Origin of the sequence: Microbacterium terrae (genome assembly GCF_017831975.1) — a bacterium.
Classification (GTDB): Bacteria; Actinomycetota; Actinomycetes; order Actinomycetales; family Microbacteriaceae; genus Microbacterium; species Microbacterium terrae.
Window position 1 is genome coordinate 681,021 of sequence record NZ_JAFDSS010000001.1, and the last position, 18,832, is coordinate 699,852.

Annotated in this window: 17 protein-coding genes; 10 read left to right on the plus strand and 7 right to left on the minus strand. The window is 71.4% G+C overall.

Translation table 11 applies throughout. The features are described from left to right. Positions 1 to 3,945, plus strand: coding sequence for a Pls/PosA family non-ribosomal peptide synthetase (locus JOD63_RS03135; protein WP_211088035.1), 3,945 nt, complete (start codon positions 1 to 3; stop codon positions 3,943 to 3,945). Then, positions 3,942 to 5,240: a M1 family metallopeptidase gene (locus tag JOD63_RS03140; RefSeq protein WP_052682472.1), complete on the plus strand. Its 1,299-nt coding sequence runs from the start codon at positions 3,942 to 3,944 to the stop codon at positions 5,238 to 5,240. Before JOD63_RS03135 ends, JOD63_RS03140 begins: the two co-directional genes overlap by 4 nt. On the opposite strand, the gene JOD63_RS03145 is transcribed toward JOD63_RS03140, so the two are convergent. The 4 genes from JOD63_RS03145 to JOD63_RS03160 all read right to left on the minus strand — a co-directional run bounded on the left by JOD63_RS03145 (position 5,185) and on the right by JOD63_RS03160 (position 9,639). Further along, complete coding sequence (locus tag JOD63_RS03145) at positions 5,185 to 5,769, minus strand: hypothetical protein (protein ID WP_052682467.1); 585 nt, start codon at positions 5,767 to 5,769, stop codon at positions 5,185 to 5,187. The genes JOD63_RS03140 and JOD63_RS03145 overlap by 56 nt on opposite strands. Continuing rightward, positions 5,766 to 6,704: an NUDIX hydrolase gene (locus tag JOD63_RS03150; protein WP_045275197.1), complete on the minus strand. Its 939-nt coding sequence runs from the start codon at positions 6,702 to 6,704 to the stop codon at positions 5,766 to 5,768. The genes JOD63_RS03145 and JOD63_RS03150 overlap by 4 nt, the downstream gene beginning before the upstream one ends. Continuing rightward, positions 6,701 to 8,866 (minus strand): RNA degradosome polyphosphate kinase, encoded by a 2,166-nt coding sequence (locus tag JOD63_RS03155; RefSeq protein ID WP_045275196.1) that lies wholly within the window; start codon positions 8,864 to 8,866, stop codon positions 6,701 to 6,703. Before JOD63_RS03155 ends, JOD63_RS03150 begins: the two co-directional genes overlap by 4 nt. Positions 8,867 to 8,940: 74 nt before the next feature. Further along, the gene (locus tag JOD63_RS03160; RefSeq protein WP_045275195.1) at positions 8,941 to 9,639 is read right to left on the minus strand and encodes a winged helix-turn-helix domain-containing protein; all 699 of its coding nucleotides are present in this window, start codon (positions 9,637 to 9,639) and stop codon (positions 8,941 to 8,943) included. Positions 9,640 to 9,800: 161 nt separating this feature from the next. Here JOD63_RS03160 and JOD63_RS03165 point away from each other — a divergent pair, with 161 nt between their 5' ends. The 4 genes from JOD63_RS03165 (at position 9,801) to JOD63_RS03180 (ending at position 13,075) form a co-directional block, all read left to right on the plus strand. Beyond that, on the plus strand, positions 9,801 to 10,091 hold the full coding sequence (locus tag JOD63_RS03165; protein WP_045275194.1) for a hypothetical protein: 291 nt from the start codon (positions 9,801 to 9,803) through the stop codon (positions 10,089 to 10,091). A 178-nt stretch (positions 10,092 to 10,269) separates the two neighbouring features. Beyond that, positions 10,270 to 10,866 carry a nitrobindin family protein gene (locus JOD63_RS03170; RefSeq protein WP_045275192.1) on the plus strand — a complete coding sequence of 199 codons (597 nt, stop codon included), beginning with the start codon at positions 10,270 to 10,272 and terminating at the stop codon, positions 10,864 to 10,866. Next, positions 10,866 to 11,972: a CAF17-like 4Fe-4S cluster assembly/insertion protein YgfZ gene (gene ygfZ / locus JOD63_RS03175; RefSeq protein ID WP_045275191.1), complete on the plus strand. Its 1,107-nt coding sequence runs from the start codon at positions 10,866 to 10,868 to the stop codon at positions 11,970 to 11,972. The genes JOD63_RS03170 and ygfZ overlap by 1 nt, the downstream gene beginning before the upstream one ends. A 53-nt stretch (positions 11,973 to 12,025) precedes the next feature. Continuing rightward, positions 12,026 to 13,075 (plus strand): FUSC family protein, encoded by a 1,050-nt coding sequence (locus tag JOD63_RS03180; protein ID WP_084613456.1) that lies wholly within the window; start codon positions 12,026 to 12,028, stop codon positions 13,073 to 13,075. Positions 13,076 to 13,123: 48 nt separating this feature from the next. On the opposite strand, the gene JOD63_RS03185 is transcribed toward JOD63_RS03180, so the two are convergent. Beyond that, a complete protein-coding gene (locus tag JOD63_RS03185; RefSeq protein WP_045275189.1) occupies positions 13,124 to 13,945 on the minus strand; it encodes a class I SAM-dependent methyltransferase in 822 nt (273 codons plus the stop codon). An 88-nt stretch (positions 13,946 to 14,033) separates the two neighbouring features. On the opposite strand from JOD63_RS03185, the gene JOD63_RS03190 reads away from it, so the two are divergent. Further along, a complete protein-coding gene (locus tag JOD63_RS03190) occupies positions 14,034 to 14,783 on the plus strand; it encodes a phosphoglyceromutase (protein WP_045275227.1) in 750 nt (249 codons plus the stop codon). Between the two features lie 87 nt (positions 14,784 to 14,870). Here the strand turns inward: JOD63_RS03190 and phoU are convergent, their stop codons facing one another. Next, entirely contained in the window at positions 14,871 to 15,551 is a 681-nt protein-coding gene (phoU, locus tag JOD63_RS03195; RefSeq protein ID WP_045275188.1) for a phosphate signaling complex protein PhoU, read from the minus strand. 168 nt (positions 15,552 to 15,719) lie between these two features. On the opposite strand from phoU, the gene JOD63_RS03200 reads away from it, so the two are divergent. Both JOD63_RS03200 and JOD63_RS03205 read left to right on the plus strand, forming a co-directional pair. Continuing rightward, positions 15,720 to 16,934 (plus strand): sensor histidine kinase, encoded by a 1,215-nt coding sequence (locus JOD63_RS03200; RefSeq protein ID WP_045275187.1) that lies wholly within the window; start codon positions 15,720 to 15,722, stop codon positions 16,932 to 16,934. Beyond that, positions 16,931 to 17,614 carry a response regulator transcription factor gene (locus JOD63_RS03205; protein ID WP_045275186.1) on the plus strand — a complete coding sequence of 228 codons (684 nt, stop codon included), beginning with the start codon at positions 16,931 to 16,933 and terminating at the stop codon, positions 17,612 to 17,614. Before JOD63_RS03200 ends, JOD63_RS03205 begins: the two co-directional genes overlap by 4 nt. A 74-nt stretch (positions 17,615 to 17,688) precedes the next feature. On the opposite strand, the gene JOD63_RS03210 is transcribed toward JOD63_RS03205, so the two are convergent. Beyond that, entirely contained in the window at positions 17,689 to 18,201 is a 513-nt protein-coding gene (locus JOD63_RS03210; protein WP_245617957.1) for a DNA modification methylase, read from the minus strand. Positions 18,202 to 18,327: 126 nt separating this feature from the next. On the opposite strand from JOD63_RS03210, the gene JOD63_RS03215 reads away from it, so the two are divergent. Continuing rightward, positions 18,328 to 18,810 carry a CarD family transcriptional regulator gene (locus JOD63_RS03215; RefSeq protein WP_045275185.1) on the plus strand — a complete coding sequence of 161 codons (483 nt, stop codon included), beginning with the start codon at positions 18,328 to 18,330 and terminating at the stop codon, positions 18,808 to 18,810. The last annotated feature ends 22 nt before the right edge of the window (positions 18,811 to 18,832 follow it).

Consider the following 18,832-nt stretch of genomic DNA (forward strand, 5'->3'; position numbering starts at 1 on the left):
GTGACCACGGGGGAGGCGGCACGCGCCGCACAGGCAGTGCTCGACCGCACCGGCGTCACGCCGCCGGAGCGCACGCTCATCGACATCCTGCGTGAGACCACCGCGCGGCATCCGCAGTCGTCGGCGATCGACGACGGCTCGGGTGCGCTGAGCTACCGCGAGATGATGGCGCGCGTCGGCCGCACCGCGGCGCGGCTCCACGAGGCGGGGGTGCGCCGCGGCGACCGCGTGGGTGTGCGGATGCCGTCGGGCACGAAGGAGCTGTACATCTCGATCCTCGGGGTGATGGCGGTCGGTGCGGCGTACGTGCCGGTCGACGTCGACGACCCCGACGAGCGCGCCCGCCTCGTGTTCGGCGAGGCCCGCGTCGCGGGGATCATCGCCGGCGACGGCGCCTATATCCCCGCCGACGGCGCAGCGACCGCCGACGAGAGCCTCTTCGACGGCGAGGCTCCGCATCCGAGCACGCACGCCGTCGAGGTGGTTCCGCCGCCGACCCCCGACGACGACGCGTGGATCATCTTCACCTCGGGCTCCACCGGCGTTCCCAAGGGCGTCGCCGTCTCGCACCGCTCCGCAGCGGCCTTCGTCGACGCCGAAGCCCGCATGTTCCTGCAGGACGCCCCGCTCGGCCCCGGCGACCGGGTGCTCGCGGGACTCTCCGTCGCCTTCGACGCCTCCTGCGAGGAGATGTGGCTCGCGTGGGGCCACGGCGCGTGCCTCGTGCCGGCACCGCGCTCGCTCGTGCGCTCGGGCGAGGATCTCGCACCCTGGCTCGTTCGGCAGACCATCTCGGTCGTGTCGACCGTTCCGACGCTCGCGGCGATGTGGCCGGCGGAGTCCATCGAGAACGTGCGCCTCCTCATCTTCGGCGGCGAGGCCTGCCCGCCCGAGCTCGCCGCGCGGCTCGCGGGCGAGGGCCGTGAGGTGTGGAACACGTACGGCCCCACCGAGGCCACCGTGGTCGCCTGCGGCGCCCCGCTCGACGGATCGATCCCGGTGCGGATCGGGCTGCCGCTCGACGGCTGGGCCCTCGCCGTGGTCGGGCCCGACGACCAGCCGGTCGCCGCCGGCGAGGTCGGCGAGCTCATCATCGGCGGAGTCGGCCTCGCGCGGTACCTCGACCCGGTGAAGGACCTCGAGAAGTACGCTCCGATGCCCACCCTCGGCTGGGATCGCGCCTACCGCTCGGGTGACCTCGTGCGCTTCGACCCCGAGGGGCTGGTGTTCCAGGGGCGCGCAGATGATCAGGTCAAGGTCGGCGGCAGGCGCATCGAGCTGGGCGAGGTCGAGTCCGCGCTGCAGGATCTGCCGGGTGTGACCGCCGCGACGGCGGCCGTGCGCACCACCGAAGCCGGCGTTCCGGTGCTCGTCGGCTACCTCGTCGTCGACGGCGAGCTCGACCGCACCGCGGCCCGCGCCCTGCTCGCGGAACGCCTGCCGGCCGCCGTCGTGCCGCTCCTCGCCGTCGTCGACGAGCTGCCTGTCCGCACCTCGGGCAAGGTCGACCGTGCGGCGCTGCCGTGGCCGCTGCCCGGCGTGGAGGTGCCCGACGCCGGAGTCACGCCCGCCGAGGCGTGGCTCGCCGAGCAGTGGCAGGCCGTGCTGGGCATGCCCGTGCCCGGACGCAAGGCGGACTTCTTCGATCTGGGCGGCGGCTCGCTCTCCGCCGCGCAGCTGGTCTCGCGCATCCGCGCCCGCGTTCCCGAGTTCGCCGTCGCCGACATCTACGACGTCCCGCGCCTGGGCGCCATGGCCAAGGCGCTCGGCCCGTTCCTGACCGACGACGACGACCACGAGTTCCGGATGCCGGCACCCACGCCGCGCGCCACGCAGTGGGTGCAGACGGTGCTCGGTGTTCCGCTGTTCATCCTGTCGGGCGTGCGCTGGCTGCTCTACCTGCTGACGGCGAGCACCATCCTCAGCGCGTTCGACGGATTCGCGATGCTGCCGACGGTGCCGTGGGCGGTGCTCATCGTGGGTCTCGTGCTGTTCGCGACGCCGTTCGGTCGCATGGCGATCGCCGCGGTGTCGGCGCGGGTGCTCCTCGCCGGTGTGCGCCCCGGCGACTACCCGCGCGGCGGCCAGGTGCACCTGCGGCTCTGGCTCGCCGAGCAGATCGCCGACCAGATCGACGCGGTGGGCCTCGCCGGCGCGCCGTGGATCAAGGCGTACGGCCGCGCGCTCGGAGCGAAGATCGGCAAGGACGTCGACATGCACACGCTTCCGCCGATCACCGGGATGCTCGAGGTGGGCGACCGCGCGGCGATCGAGCCCGAGGTCGACCTCACCGGCTACTGGATCGACGGTGACCTGCTGCGCATCGGCGAGGTGCGCATCGGCGCCGACGCGACGGTCGGAGCCCGCAGCACGCTGGCACCGGGAACGCGGATCGGCCGTCGGGCGGAGATCGCACCCGGATCCGCCGTGTTCGGTCGCGTGCGCGCCGACCAGTCGTGGGCAGGCTCGCCGGCGGTGCGGGTCGGCGGTGCGAGCGAAGGCTGGCCGGAGGGCGCACCGGTCCCCGCACGACGCTGGCTCTGGGCCTATGCGGGATCGGCGCTGCTGCTCGCGCTCCTTCCCCTCGCATCCTTCGCTGTGGGCGGCGCAGTGCTGGCGCAGGGTCTTCGCGGCAGCGACGGACTGGCGCAGGCCTTCCTCGCCGCGCTCGCCTGGCTCGTGCCGGCGACGCTCGCCGTCGGCGCCGTCTTCGCGGTCGCCGTCGTCGTGCTCGTGCGACTGCTCTCACTCGGTCTGACGGAGGGCATCCATCCGGTGCGCAGCCGCGTCGGCTGGCAGGCCTGGACGATCGAGCGCCTGCTCGACTCCGCGCGCACCATCCTGTTCCCGCTCTACTCGAGCCTGTTCACCCCGATATGGCTGCGGATGCTGGGCGCCACGGTGGGTCGCGACGTCGAGGCATCCACCGTCCTCCTCATCCCGTCGATGACGCAGATCGACGACGGCGCGTTCCTCGCCGACGACACGATGGTCGCCTCGTACGAGCTGCGGCGCGGGTGGCTGCGGATCGGGCCGGTGCGCATCGGCAAGCGCGCCTTCCTCGGCAACTCCGGCATGGCCTTGCCCGGGCACCGCGTGCCCCGCGACGGACTGGTCGCGGTGCTGTCCGCGGCTCCCGCGAAGGCCAAGGCCGGCTCGTCGTGGCTCGGCTCGCCGGCGGTGCGGCTGCGGCGCACCACCGCCGACGGCGACCAGAGCCGTACGTACGACCCGCCGCTGCGGCTGCGGCTGGCGCGCGCGGCGTGGGAGCTCTGCCGCATCATCCCCGTCATCGTCTCGTGCGCCGTCGGCGTTTCGGTGCTGTTCGCCCTCGCCGCCCTGGCGGAGTGGGCGGGGGTGTGGGTCGCCCTCGTGCTGTCGGGGTTCGTGATGCTCGTCGCCGGTGCGGTGGCCGCAGGCATCACCGCTGCGATGAAGTGGATCATCGTCGGGCCGATCCGCGCGGGCGAACAGCCGCTGTGGTCGAGCTTCGTGTGGCGCACCGAGGTGTCCGACACATTCACCGAGATGGTCGCCGCGCCGTGGTTCGCCCGGAGCGCCGCCGGAACTCCGGCGCTCGCCGTCTGGCTGCGTGCGATGGGCGCGAAGATCGGCCGCGGCGTGTGGTGCGAGAGCTACTGGCTGCCCGAACCCGACCTCGTCACCCTCGGCGACGGTTCGACCGTCAACCGGGGGTGCGTCGTGCAGACGCACCTGTTCCATGATCGAATCATGAGCATGGACACCGTCGAACTCGAGACCGGGGCGACCCTCGGCCCGCACAGTGTGATCCTGCCCGCCGCCGCCATCGGCGCGCACGCGACAGTGGGGCCGGCGTCGCTCGTGATGCGCGGCGAGTCCGTGCCGGTCGGCTCGCGCTGGAGCGGCAACCCGATCGGCCCGTGGCGCGCGGTCACGGTGCGCGCCTACCAGTCGACATCGTGACGGCCGACAGGTATTCGCCCCGGAGCGGAGACACCACCTACGACGTCGAGAGCTACGACCTCGACATCGCGTACCGCGTGCGCACGAACCGCCTCGAGGGGCGGGCCGTCGTCAATGCGGTCGCCGCGGTGCGCACGCGCTCGATCTCGCTCGACCTCATCGGTCTGCGCGTGAGCCGCGTGCGGGTGGACGGTGATCCCCGCACGACGTACCGCCAGAGCACGAGCGCCGTGCGCGTCGGCCTGCCGCGGACCATGGAGCCCGGCGAGGCGTTCTCGGTCGAGGTCGTCTACGCGGGGATGCCGCACCCCCGGCGCACCCGCTGGGGCACCCTCGGGTGGGAGGAGCTCGAAGACGGCGTGCTCGTCGCATCGCAGCCCGTCGGCGCGCCGACGTGGTTCCCCTGCAACGACCGTCCCGACGACCGGGCCCGCATGCGGATCTCGGTGACCACCGAGGCCGAGTACGTCGTCGCGGCGACCGGAGTGGCGGAGCCGCCCGTGCGTCTGGGCGGGCGGATGCGGTGGACCTTCGTCTCGGAGAATCCGACGGCCACCTACCTCGCCGCGGTGCACATCGGGCGCTACCGCAGTTCATCGCAGGGCCGGGTCGAGTACGTCCACCCGCCGAGGCTGCGCGCATCGGTGGAACGGGCATTCGCCGACGTGCCGCGCATCCTCGACACCTTCGAGTCGGCGTTCGGCCCCTACCCGCAGGACACCTGCACGGTGGTCGTGACCGACGACCCTCTCGAGATCCCCCTCGAGGCGCAGGGCCTCGTCGTGTTCGGGTCGAACCACTTGGGCGCTGACACCGCCCGGCTCATCCCGCACGAGCTCGCGCACCAGTGGTTCGGCAACAGCGTCGGCCTCGCCACCTGGAGCGACATCTGGCTCAATGAGGGGTTCGCGTGCTTCGCGGAGTGGCTGTGGTCGGAGGCATCCGGCGGCCCGACGATCGCCGACCTCGCCGACGAGCACCATGCGCGGCTGCGGGCTCTGCCGCAGGATCTCGTGCTCGGCGATCCGGGTCCCGACCTCATGTTCGACGATCGGGTCTACAAGCGCGGTGCGCTCACGCTCGAGGCGCTGCGGCGCACGCTGGGCACCGAGGCGTTCGGCGACCTGATCCGGCACTGGACGACGCGCCACCGCCACCTGCTGGCGACGACCGCCGACTTCCGCCTGTGCGTCGAGAGCGTCAGCGGCGCACCGCACACCGCGCTCCTCGACGCATGGCTCATCGACCCGGCGCTTCCCCCGCTTCCGCCGCGGCCGGGCGCAGCGCGACGCTGACGACCGTGCCGGCCGGCCCTGCGGCATCCCACCCGGAGAACGCGCCCCCGCCGGGAACAGACGCCTCCCAGTGCGGTGGAGTGCCGGAGCCGCCGAGCGGGAGCTCCCGAACCACGACGCCCGCCGGATCGACGCGCAGGCCCCGGCCGTCGGCCTTGAGCGCGGCTTCGACGCGTGCCCACTCCCGCGGCGACGAGACGGTGCCCGGCCCGAGCACGCCGCGGTAGCTCTCGCCGTCGCCCGGCTGCGCCGTTTCGGCGTCGATCCCGACGGACGCCGCCGCCGCTCGGGGCGCCGTCGCGACGACGGCGAAGCCGCCGGTGTAGGTCACGCTCGCCACGGCGTCGGCTCCCGCGATCCGCACCGCGCCGTGCGGACCGCCGCAGTGCACGCAGGGGTTGGTCAATCGAGCGGATGCGGGGAGCATCATGCGCAGCAGCGCCCAGGCGATGTCGCGACGGGCCACCCCCGGCTCCAGCGGAGCCCAGCGCAGCGTGAACGGCGCATCCGCCGCGTCGCGCCCGTTCACACCTTCGGGACGTGCGTCTCGATCGCGACGATCCCCGACCCGGGGTTGTCGACCGACAGGTGCACGACGGAGAAGGCCGCGGGGTCCAGTGCAGACGCGCTGCCGAGGTACGAGCCGCGCAGCGTTCCCGTCGCCAGGGCGATCTCGGTGAGGATCTCGGGGAGCACGGGGCCGTGACTGCACACCACGGCGGTGCGACGGGCGCGCACGAGATCGCCGACCACGGTGCGGGCGTCGGACTCGCCGACCTCCCACGCGTCCTGGCTGATCAGCTTCGACGTGTCGGGCGTGCGGCCCACCGCGGCAGCGAGCGGCTTCACCGTCTTCATGCACCGCTCGGCCGGACTCGTGACGATGCGGTTCGCGCCGAAGGCGAGAAGGGGACCCACGATCGCCTTCGCCTGCTTGCGGCCACGGGGGGCCAGTGGCCGCGCGGCATCCTTCCCCTCCCAGTCGTCGCGGGCGAGCGCCTTCGCGTGGCGCAGCACGATGAGGGGGAACGTGCGCAGCACCCGCTCGTCGACGAGGCGGAGGAAATGGTCGATGATCTCGACGTCGACCGGATAGCTGAGCCGCTTGCGGGCCTTCTTCACCGGCACCCACTCGAGCGCGGCGATCTCGCGGTTCGGCACGAACGCGCTCGCGCGGATCGCATCCTCCGTCGCCTCCGCGGCCCAGTAGTGCACGATCTTCGTGCGCTTGCTGGGGAGCCGATAGCGCGAGACGCCCACCGGCACGCCGAGTGCGACGCGGATGCCGGTCTCTTCGAAGATCTCGCGAACGGCGGTCTCGGCGAGCATCTCTCCGGGATCGACCTTGCCCTTGGGCAGCGTCACGTCGCGGTATCGCGTGCGGTGGATCAGCAGGACGTGCAGCCTCTCGTCGACGATCCGCCACAGGACGCCGCCGGCTGCGTAGACGGCGGTCTCGGTCATCGAACCGCCCGCGCCCGGCGGCGGCGCTGCACACTCGACATCGTCTTGTCCTGCATGTCGAGGAGCAGCTTGCCGTGCTCGTCGACGTTGTGGCGCGTCCAGGTGCCGTCGGGGCCCAGATGCCAGGAGCTCGTGGAGTCGCTCATCGCCAGGTCGAACAGGTCGGTGAGCTCCTTCACGTGCGCGGGCGCGGTCACGCGGACGAGGGCTTCGACGCGCCGGTCGAGGTTGCGGTGCATCATGTCGGCGCTGCCGATGTAGACCTCGGGGTCGCCGTCGCCCTCGAACAGGAACAGGCGCGAGTGCTCGAGATACCGGCCCAGGATGCTGCGCACGGTGATGTTCTCGCTCATCCCCTCGACACCGGGCTTGAGCGAGCAGATGCCGCGCACCCACACCTCGACCTTCACCCCGGCCTGGCTCGCACGGTAGAGCGCGTCGATGATCTGCTCGTCGACCATCGAGTTGACCTTGATGCGCACGCGCGCCTTCTTGCCCGCGAGGGCGTTGCGGCGCTCCTTGTCGATCAGGCGCAGCAGGCCCTTCCGCAGGTGGAGCGGGGCGACGAGGAGCCGCTTGAACTTCTTCTCGATCGCGTAGCCGCTCAGCTCGTTGAACAGGCGCGTGAGGTCGCGGCCGACCTGGTCGTCGACCGTGAACAGACCGAAGTCCTCGTAGATGCGCGAGGTCTTGGGGTTGTAGTTGCCGGTGCCGATGTGGCTGTAGCTGCGGAGCACGCCGTCTTCCTCGCGGATGACGTTGACGAGCTTGCAGTGGGTCTTGAGGCCGACCAGGCCGTAGACGACGTGCACGCCGGCCTTCTCGAGCTTTCGCGCCCAGACGATGTTGTTGGCCTCGTCGAAGCGCGCCTTCACCTCGACGAGGGCGAGCACCTGCTTGCCCGACTCGGCGGCGTCGATGAGCGCCTGCACGATCGGGCTGTCGCCCGACGTGCGGTACAGGGTCTGCTTGATGGCGAGCACGTGCGGGTCCTTCGCCGCCTGCTCGAGGAACGCCTGCACGCTCGTCGCGAACGACTCGTACGGGTGGTGCACCAGCACGTCGCCCTTGCGGATCGCGGCGAAGATGTCGGGTCGCGAGTTGTTGTCGCCCGGCTGGAAGGCCGTCGTCGTCGTCGGCAGGTGCGGCTTGAACCGCAGGTCGGGACGGTCGATGCGCGACAGGTCGAACAGGCCGCGCAGGTCGAGCGGACCGGGGAGGCGGTAGACCTCCTGCGCCGTGATGTCGAGCTCGGTGATGAGCAGGTCGAGCGTGACGTCGTCCATGTCGTCGGTGATCTCGAGGCGGATGGGCGGTCCGAACCGCCGACGCAGCAGCTCGGCCTCGAGGGCCTGGATGAGGTTCTCGCTCTCGTCCTCCTCGATCATCACGTCTTCGTTGCGCGTGAGACGGAAGGCGTGGTGGTCGAGCACCTCCATGCCGGGGAAGAGGTCGTCGAGGTGGTTCGAGATCAGGTCCTCGAGCGGGAGGCGGCGCACCGCCGATCCCTCCGCGGGAAGGTCGACGAACCGGGGGAGCATCGGCGGAACCTTGAGGCGCGCGAACTCCTGGCGCCCGGTGCGGGCGTTGCGGATGCGTATGGCGAGGTTGAGGGAGAGCCCCGAGATGTAGGGGAAGGGGTGGGCGGGGTCGACGGCCAGCGGCATCAGCACCGGGAACACCTGCGCCTGGAAGTACTCGTAGAGCGTGGCGCGCTCGTCGTCGGTGAGCGCCTCGTAGGTGAGGATCTCGATGCCGGCGTCGGCGAGCGCCGGCCGCACCTGCTCGGTCCACGCGGCGGCGTGGCGCAGCTGCAGCAGGTGCGACTCGGCCGAGATGTCGGCGAGCACGTCGGCCGGTGCGCGGCCGACGTTGGTCGGCACGGCGAGCCCGGTCACGATGCGGCGCTTGAGTCCGGCGACGCGGACCATGAAGAACTCGTCGAGGTTGCTCGCGAAGATCGCCAGGAAGTTCGCGCGCTCCAGCGCGGGAAGGGCGGGATCCTCGGCGAGTTCGAGGACCCGCTGGTTGAACGCCAGCCAGCTGACCTCGCGGTCGAGATAGCGATGGTCGGGCAGCTGCGAGTCGAAGGCTTCCTCGAGGTCGAAGTCGTCGTCATCCGCGTCGCCGAGCCCGGCGTCGAGCACGTCCTGTTCGATCATCCCCTCATCATTGCAGTGAGAGGTGACGTGCGTGTGAACTGCGTCGGCAAACGGATGACGCTCGGCGCGTGCCGTCAGGCGTCGGTGCGCTCGCGCGGCGCGGGCAGCTGGTCGTCTTCGTAGACGTTGAAGCGGTACCCGACGTTTCGCACCGTGCCGATGAGCTGCTCGAGGTCGCCGAGCTTGGCGCGCAGGCGGCGCACGTGCACATCGACCGTGCGCGTGCCGCCGAAGTAGTCGTAGCCCCAGACCTCGCTGAGCAGCTGCTCGCGCGTGAACACCCGCGACGGGTGGGTCGCGAAGAAGTGGAGGAGCTGGAACTCCTTGTAGGTGAGGTCGAGCGGCTTGCCGTGGACCTTCGCCGAGTACGACGACTCGTCGATGGTGATGCCCGACGTCTGGATGCGCGTCGACACCTGCTCGGCGCTCTGGCGGCCGATCGCGAGCCGCACGCGGGCGTCGACCTCGGCAGGACCGGCGGTGACGAGGATGACGTCGTCGACGCCCCAGTCCGTCGACACGGCGGTGAGGCCGCCCTCGGTGACCACGAGCAGCAGAGGCGCGTCGAGACCGGTCGTGTTGAGGATCTTGCAGAGCGACTTCGCGCCGACGAGGTCGACGCGCGCGTCGACGAAGATGATGTCCGCGCTGGGGGCGTTCACCAGTTGCGCAGGCTCCGCAGGGATCTGGCGCACTCGGTGGCTCAGCAGCTCGAGCGAGGGCAGGACGGGGCCCCCTCCCTGCGCGGAGCTCAGGACCAGAAGCTGTGCCAATGCGTCGCCTTTCCGGCACGGGGGGTCGCGCCGTGCCCCCCAGTGTACGGCGTAGGCGGGCATGCATCCGCCGCCACGCGTCATCATGACGGTCGGGGCGCCTCGGGACCGGCTCGCGATCCGGTTCCCACGCCCGGGCTCCCGTGAGCGACAATGGGGGGATGAGCACGCCTCCTCTGGCTCCACGCCGCACGTTCGGCGGCATCGTCGCGGTGTGGGTGTGCGCGGCGGTCCTCGCCGTCTTCATCGGTCTCGTCGTGGGCGCGGATGCGCGGGCCCAGTGGCTCGCCGTCGGACTCGGCGCGTGCCTCCTCCTCGCCTTCGCCATTCAGCTCCGCACCGGACGATCGCAGGGATTCACCGAGCGCGTCGCGGCGAGCGTGCTGGGTGCTCTCGTGGTGATGGGCGTCATCAGCCTCGGGTTCGGTCTCGCCGCCGTCATCCCCGGGTAGCGCGCTCGACGGGCATCCGCCGACCGACCGGCGAAGTCGGACTAGACTGACGCCATGAATCTCGTCGCGCTCGAACTGTTCTTCGTGGGACTCCTCGGCCTCGCGAGCCTCGCCATCGCCTTCGTGTCCGTGGTGGTCGTGAAGAACCTGTACCGCGGCCAGCGCTGACGAGCCGATCGTGTGGGATCTGCCGACCGATCTTCCTGCCGACCTCGTTCCGCTCTCCTGGCTCGTGGGGGTCTGGGAGGGCACGGGCGTCATCGACTACGGCGAGCACGCCGAGTCCGTGGAGTTCACGCACCGCGTGAGCTTCAGCCATGACGGCGGCGACCATCTGAACTACTCGGCCACCGCCTGGTACCAGGATGCCGAGGGTGCGGGGCGTCCGCTCGTCTCGGAGATGGGCTACTGGCGCCTCTCCCGTGCGGCCTCCGCCTCCGACGCCGGGCCGGGGCTGCTCCCGCCCGCGGCGCCCGCGCAGACCCGCACCGCCGACGACGTCGAGTCGCTGCGCAACGCCGCAGGCGCGTTCGACATCGAGGCGGCGCTCGTGCACTCCGATGGGATCAGCGAGCTGTATCTCGGTCAGATCGCAGGCCCCCGCATCGACATCGCCACCGACGCCGTGGTGCGCCCGGCCGGTGCGAAGCCGTACGCCGCCGCCACCCGCATGTACGGCCTGGTCGACGGCCACCTGCTGTGGGCGTGGGATGTCGCGGCCCTCGGCCACGAGCTCGCCTCGCACGCGTCGGCGCGCCTGGCGCGGGCCGAGTGATGGCCTCCCCGTTCGCCGCCGTGCCCGGCGCCGTCGTCGACGACGACGGGCTCCAGCACCTCGGCAGCCCCCTCGCCGAGCAGCGGGCGCTCGCCTCGGGCGTCGCGATCGCACCGCTCGACGACCGCGCGGTGCTCGCCGTTCCTGGTGAGGATCGCCGCAGCTGGCTCGACTCGCTCACCTCGCAGTCGCTCGCGATGCTGGCGCCGGGGGAGAGCACCGAGCTGCTCGTGCTCGACCCGCAGGGGCGCATCGAGCACGCGGCATCCGTCCTCGACGACGGCGAGACCACGTGGCTGATCGTCGACCGCGGGGACGCCGAGGGACTGCTGGCCTGGCTCCGACGGATGCGGTTCCGCCTGCGCGTCGACCCGCGAGACGCATCCGAGGAGTTCGCCGTGATCGGCGGCACCGCCGCCGCGCTCGCCGAGGTCGCCGTCGCGTCGCCTGCGGGCGTTCCGCTCGTGTGGATCGACCCGTGGCCGGGAGTGAGCGCGGGCGGATTCGGGTACGCCGCCGCCGAACCCCACCCCGGGGCGGAGCGCGACTGGGCCGAGGGTATCGTCCCGCGCGACGTGGAACGCGACATCGCCGAGCGCGCTGCCGCGGGCGACGTCGCCCTCGCCGGTCTGCTCGCAGCCGACGCGCTGCGGATCGCCGCGTGGCGTCCACGCCGCGCGCGGGAGGTCGACGAGCGGTCGATCCCGCACGAGCTCGACTGGATGCGCACCGCAGTGCACCTCGCGAAGGGGTGCTACCGCGGGCAGGAGACCGTCGCGAAGGTGCACAACCTCGGCCACCCGCCGCGTCGGCTGGTCTCACTCCAGCTCGACGGCAGCGACAGCGTGCTCCCCGCGCCGGGCGCCGAGGTGCGCCTGGGTGACGACGTGGTCGGAGTCGTCACCTCCGCCGCACTCCACTACGAGGAGGGGCCGATCGCCCTCGCGGTGGTCCGTCGCTCGACGCCGGAGGATGCCGCGCTCGAGATCGACGTCGACGGCACGCCGATCGCCGCGACCGCCGAGACGATCGTGCCCCCGGCCGCGGGTGCGACCGCGAACGTACCGCGTCTGCCGCGGCTGGGACGCCGGCGCGCCGCGACATGACCGGCGGCGCGCCGCCCCCGACCACGGTCATCCCCACGGGGTGGCGGGCGCGCGTGGATCCGCGTCCGGCCGTGCGGCGCGTGCGCGACTCCGCGATCCCGATCGTGCAGATCGTGGTCGCGGCCACGGCCGCGTACTCGGTGGCGGCCTACGTGCTCGGCCACCCCGCGCCCCTGCTCGCGGCGACCGTCACGGTATCGAGCCTCGGACTCGTGCGCGACGCGCGTCCGCGCCGGGTGCTCGAGACCGTCATCGGGATGCTGGTCGGCATCCTCGTCGCCGAGGGGCTGCTGCTCGTCGCGGGCATCGGGCTGTGGCAGTTCGCGGTGGGGCTCGGCGCCACCCTCGTCGTGGCGCGGTTCCTCTCACCGCAGGCCAGCTTCGCGATCGCCGCGGCGATCCAGTCGATCATCGTGTTGGTGATCCCGTCGCCGACGCCCTTCCTGCGTCTCTACGACGGGGTCATCGGCGGCGTCGCCGCCCTGCTCGTCACGGCGCTCATCCCGCGCAATCCGCTCCGCCAGGCCCTGCGCGACGGTCGCGCCGTCTTCGCGGGGTTCGATGCGGCGGCGCTCACCGTCGTGCAGGCGCTGCAGCGCGGCGATCGGGTGCGCGCCGAGCGGGGCCTCGAGAAGGCGCGCGGGATGCAGCCGCTCGTCGACGACTGGCGGTCGTCGCTCGAGTCGGGGCTGGCGATCGCGCGCATCTCCCCGTGGCTGCGCCGTCAGCGCGAGGAGCTCGAGCGCCTGGAGCGCATGCGGCAGTCGATGGACTACGCCATCCGCAACCTCCGGGTGGTCGCCCGCCGGGTGAGCTACCTCAACGACGACGGGCGCAGCCGCCCGGTGACCGCGACGCTTCTGGCCGAGCTCGCCGCGGCGACGCGTGTGCTGGGCGACTCGCTCGACGACATCTCGCTGGTCCCCGCGGCTCAGGCCGCGCTCCGTGCGGTCGGGGAGCATCTCGATCCCGCTGCGGTCGCCCCGGCGGCGTCGCAGGGCGGGCTGCATCTCATCGCCGGGCTCCGGCCGCTCGCCGTCGACCTCCTGACGGCATCCGGGCTCACCCAGGAGGAGGCGCGCGGGGTCATCCCGCGCATCTGAGCGGGGCGACCCGGGTCCGAAGCATCCCGCCCGGTCAGGCGCCGCGTCTCATGCCGCGGGCGCGACTGCGCTCCATGGCACGGTCAGCTCGCCGAGCCGCCACCGGGCGCGCTCGCGCACGGGCCACCCGGCGGAGACCAGGGCGTCGAGAGCCGTGCGCCAGCGGTGCACCGGTCCGAAGGGCGCGACTGCCGCCGAGCGCTCCCACTCGGCGTCGAGCGCGGCAAGCAGCGCGTGCACGCGCTCACCCGGCACGTTGCGGTGGATGAGGGCCTTGGGGAGCCGCTCCGCGGCGATCGACGGATGCTCCAGCCCGGCGAGCCGCAGCGACAGGGTGAGAGTCTGCGGTGCCCCGTCGGAGCCGAGGCACACCCAGGTGCTCACACGGCCGATCTCGTCGCAGGTGCCTTCGACGAGGATGCCGCCGGGCGCGAGCCGGGCGGTCATCGCCGCCCAGGCGTCAGCCACGCCCGTCTCGTCGTACTGGCGCAGCACGTTGAAGGCGCGGATGACGGCCGGTCGACGCGCGGTGGGAACCTCGAAGCCGCCGAGTGCGAAGGTGACGCGGGAATCGGCGGCGAAGGGCGTCTCGCCGGCGCGCACGCGGGCGAGGGTCTCGTTCGCGCCCGACACCCGTGCCGGATCGATCTCGAGCCCTGCGATCTCGACGTCGGGGCGAGTGCGGCGCAGCCGGGCCTCGAGCTCGAGCGTGGTGACCGCGCTCGCGCCGTAGCCGAGATCGACCACGAACGGGTCCGCCGCGCGCCGCAGTGCCGGGTGCACCGCGATCCAGCGGTCGACGCGGCGCAGGCGATTGGTGCCGGTCGTGCCGCGGGTGATCTGCCCGACGGGCGAGCGGGGGCGCGGCATCCCTCCATGATGCCAGCCGCACCGAGGGCGCGCCCGGGCGACGACATCGGCGACGGTGTGGACACCCGCCGCCGATATCATGGGGCGCATGACCGCGCCCTACACGCTGATCCTCCTCCGACACGGCCAGAGCGAGTGGAACAAGACCAACCAGTTCACCGGCTGGGTCGACGTCCGTCTCACCGACCAGGGCAAGGCCGAGGCCGCTCGCGGCGGCGAGCTGCTCGCCGAGTCCGGCATCCTCCCCGATGTGCTGCACACCTCGCTCCTCAGCCGCGCCATCCAGACCGCGAACATCGCCCTCGACACCGCCGACCGGCTGTGGATCCCCGTCAAGCGCACCTGGCGCCTCAACGAGCGCCACTACGGTGCGCTGCAGGGCAAGGACAAGGCGCAGACCCTCGAAGAATTCGGCAACGAGCAGTTCATGCTCTGGCGCCGCTCGTTCGACGTGCCGCCGCCCGCGCTCCCCGCCGACGACGAGTACAGCCAGGTCGGCGACCCGCGCTACGTGGGCATCGACGGCGAGGTTCCCCACACCGAGTCGCTCAAGCTCGTCATCGACCGCATGCTGCCGTACTGGCACAGCGACATCGTGCCCGACCTTCAGGCCGGCAAGACCGTGCTCGTGACGGCGCACGGCAACTCGCTGCGCGGCCTCGTGAAGCACCTCGACGGCATCAGCGACGCCGACATCGCCGAGCTCAACATCCCCACCGGCATCCCGCTCGTCTACAAGCTCGACGAGAACCTGGTTCCGCTCGGCCCGGGGGAGTACCTCGACCCCGAGGCCGCCGCAGCAGGCGCCGCCGCAGTGGCGAACCAGGGCAAGGCCTGACGCCTCACCCGAGAACGACAGAGAGCGGATGCCTCCCCCCGGGGGCATCCGCTCTCTGACGTGTGCTGGAACGCTGCTGCGTGAGTGCTACTGCTCGACCGTGACGATGTCGAGCGCGTCGGTGGCCGCCGTCCACTCGCCGGTCGAGAGGTAGGCGACCTTCTTCGCGACGGAGACGGCGTGGTCGCCGAAGCGCTCGTGGTAGCGGCTCGCGAGCGTCGCGTCGACGGTGGCAGACGCCTCGCCCTGCCAGCTGTCGCTGAGCACCTTCTCGAAGACCGAGACGTGCAGCTCGTCGAGCGCGTCGTCGGCGTTGCGGATCTCGTCGATCAGGTCGCCGTCCTGCGTCCGCAGCAGCTCGGCGAGCTTGCGCGCCGCCTCGACGTCGAGTTCGCCCATCTTGAGGAACGTCGACTTGAGCCCCTTGGGGATCGCGCGCTCGGGGAAGCGCATGCGGGTGAGCTGGGCGATGTGCTCGGCGATGTCGCCCATGCGCTCGAGCGACGCGCTCATGCGCAGTGCACTCACGACGATGCGCAGGTCGCGCGCGACCGGCTGCTGGCGGGCGAGGATCTCGATGGCGAGCTCGTCGAGCTCGCCGGCCTTGTCATCGATCACGGCGTCGGCCTCGATGACCTCTTCGGCGAGCGACACGTCGCTCGTGCCGAAGGCCCGCGTCGCCTTGTCGATCGCCACCGTCACGAGCTCAGCGATCTCGACGAGACGCCCCTGGACGTCCTCGAGGGACTGGTGGAAGACTTCGCGCATCCGGACGCACCTTTCTGATTCCGAGCGCGCACGCGCCCGTCGGACCTCCGCGATTGTCGCCAGCGAAGGTTAACGGACGGTGCCGCCGCGGTGAATAGTACCGGGCCGCCCCGGTCGTTCCACAGCAGGTGGTGATCCGGGCGTTCACCCGCCCTCTACTCTGGTGCCATGGATACGACGCAGCTCGCGCTGCTCGCCCTGCTCGCGGGAGTCATCATCGGCGGTTCCGTCTCGGCGGTGGTGGTGCTCTCGCTCCGTGCACGAGACCGCGCGCGGGCGGAGACCTCGCTCGAGATCCCCGACGGCGTGCGCGAGGTGATGCACGGCATGGATGACGCCGTCGCCGTCAGCGACGCATCCTTCATCGTCCGAGCATCCTCCAGCGCTGCTGCCCCCTTCGGCCTCGGCGAAGGGGCGACGCTGCCGGGCGATCAGCTGCGCGCGCTCGTGCGCACCGCGCGCACTGCAGAGGCGTCGACCACCGAGACCATGCGCCTGCGCCGCGGAGCGCCGCCCGCCGAGCCCCGGCTCGTCTCGGTCCGCGCCACTCGGATCTCGCCCCGACTCATCCTGCTCGTGCTCCGCGACATCACCGAGCGCGAGCGCGTCGAGGAGATGCGTCGCGACTTCGTCGCCAACACCAGCCACGAGCTGAAGACCCCCGTCGGCGCCGTGACGCTCCTCGCCGAGGCCATCGAGTCGGCAGCCGACGATCCGCCGCAGGTGCGGATCTTCGCGAGCCGCCTGACGGCGGAGGCGAACCGCCTGGCACTGCTGACCTCGCGCATCATGAATCTCTCGCGGCTGCAGGCCGCAGACGAGCTCACACAGATGCGCACGCTCTCGGTGGACGAGGTCGTCGCTTCGGCGGTCGACGCCCACCTCATCCAGGCGGAGTCCGCCGGGGTCGAGATGCTGCGCGGCGGCAAGCGCGGGCTGTACGTGCACGGCGACGCGCAGGTGCTGAGCGAGGCGGTCGGCAATCTGATCGCCAACGCGATCGTCTACTCGCCGAGCGGCGAGCGTGTCGGGATCGGCGTGAAGTCCGTCGACGGCATCGTCGAGATCGCCGTCACCGACCGCGGCATCGGCATCTCCGAGCGTGATCAGGCCCGCGTTTTCGAGCGCTTCTACCGCGCCGATCCCGCCCGTGCCCGCCGCACCGGCGGCAGCGGGCTGGGCCTGTCGATCGTCAAGCACGCGGTCCAGCGACACGGCGGAGAGGTCACGCTGTGGTCGCGCCCCGACCGCGGATCCACGTTCACCATCCGCCTGCCGCAGGTCGCGGCACCCGCAGACGAGGCGCCGCGCAAGAAGAAGCGCCGCCGCAAGCGCGACGCGCCGAGCGTCGCCGGCACCACCCAGAACGGAGTACCGTCATGACCCGCGTCCTGATCGTCGAGGATGAACCAGATCTCGCCGACCCGCTCGCCTACCTGCTCCGCCGAGAGGGCTACGAGGTGGAGATCTCGGAAGACGGCCCCACCGCGCTCGCCGCGTTCCGCGAGCGCGGCGCCGACATCGTGCTGCTCGACCTCATGCTGCCCGGGATGCCCGGCACCGAGGTCTGCCGGCAGATCCGCGCCACGTCGTCGGTGCCGGTCATCATGCTCACCGCCAAGGACTCCGAAGTGGACATCGTCGTGGGGCTCGAACTGGGCGCCGACGACTACGTCACGAAGCCCTATTCGTCGCGCGAGTTGCTCGCACGCATGCGGGCGGTGCTGCGGCGCTTCGCGCAGGTGGACGAGGACCTCGACGAGCGCGTGCTCGAAGGCGGTCGGGTCGTGCTCGACATCGATCGCCACACGGTCGCCGTGGACGGCTCTGAGATCAACATGCCGCTCAAGGAATTCGAGCTGCTCGAGGTGCTGATGCGCAACGCCGGCCGTGTGCTCACCCGCGGCCAGCTCATCGACCGGGTGTGGGGCAGCGACTACTTCGGCGACACGAAGACGCTCGATGTGCACATCAAGCGCATCCGCTCGCGCATCGAGGAGAACCCCGGCTCACCGACGATGCTCGTCACCGTCCGCGGCCTGGGCTACCGCTTCGAGGGCTGACCCGCCTCGGTCGCCCCACACGCGAAGACGCCGCGTCCCTCGGGGCGCGGCGTCTTCGTTCGTTCAGGGGGCGGTCACTCCGCGACGGCCGCCTCGGGGACCAGGTCGGTGAGGTACGGCAGGCTGCCGTCGAGCACCGGGAGCGACGCGAGCGAGCCCTCGGCGTCGCCGGACTGGAAGTGGCCGGGGGTGTCGGCACCGGGAAGCGTGTCGAGCGCCTCGATGAGGATCGGTGGCTCGTCGGCGCCGAGGCTGACGGTGGTGCGAGCGGGGATGCGCACCGTGATGGTGTCGGCGCCGCTGTCGCCGACCTCGATGGTGACGGTCTCACTCGAGTCGGTGTCGTTGACGAAGGCGGCGATGAGGTTGCCCTGCGCACCGTCCTCGGTCGCGACGATGAAGGCGTTGCGCACCTGCACCGGACCGGAGTCGGGCACATTCACGCCGTCGGCGGCCGAGTAGGCGATGGTGGTCGCCTGCGGCGAGATCATGCTGCAGCCCGTCGTGGCGAGGGCGAGTGCGGCGCAGACGGCGAGCGACGCGATGAGGCGCGGTTTCACGGATCCTCCCAGGACGGATGACGACACCATTGCATTCTAGGGGTTCTGGCGGCCGGGTCGTGGGCACCGGCCCGAGCGTCGCGGTCGGGGGCGGAGAACCTTAGCGTATGTTCGCCTGTGGTACCCTTGAGGTTGCCGAAAGGACATAACTCCATGCTTTTTGAGGTTGGCGAGACGGTCGTCTATCCCCACCACGGGGCGGCGACGATCATCGAGGTCAAAGACCGAATCATCAAGGGCGAGACCAAGAAGTACCTGAAGCTCAACGTCACGCAGGGCGACCTCATCATCGAGGTCCCGGCTGAGAACGTCGACCTGGTCGGCGTCCGCGACGTGATCGGCAAAGAGGGCCTGGATCGGGTCTTCGAGGTGCTGCGCGCTCCCTTCACCGAAGAGCCGACCAACTGGTCGCGCCGCTACAAGGCGAATCTCGAGAAGCTCGCCTCGGGTGACGTGATCAAGGTCAGCGAGGTCGTGCGCGATCTCTGGCGCCGCGATCAGGACCGGGGGCTCTCGGCCGGTGAGAAGCGCATGCTCGCCAAGGCCAAGCAGATCCTCGTGTCGGAACTCGCCCTCGCGGAGAAGACCGACGAGGAGAAGGCGAGCGTCATCCTCGACGAGGTCCTCGCTTCCTGAATATCCACAGACGACGCCGGGT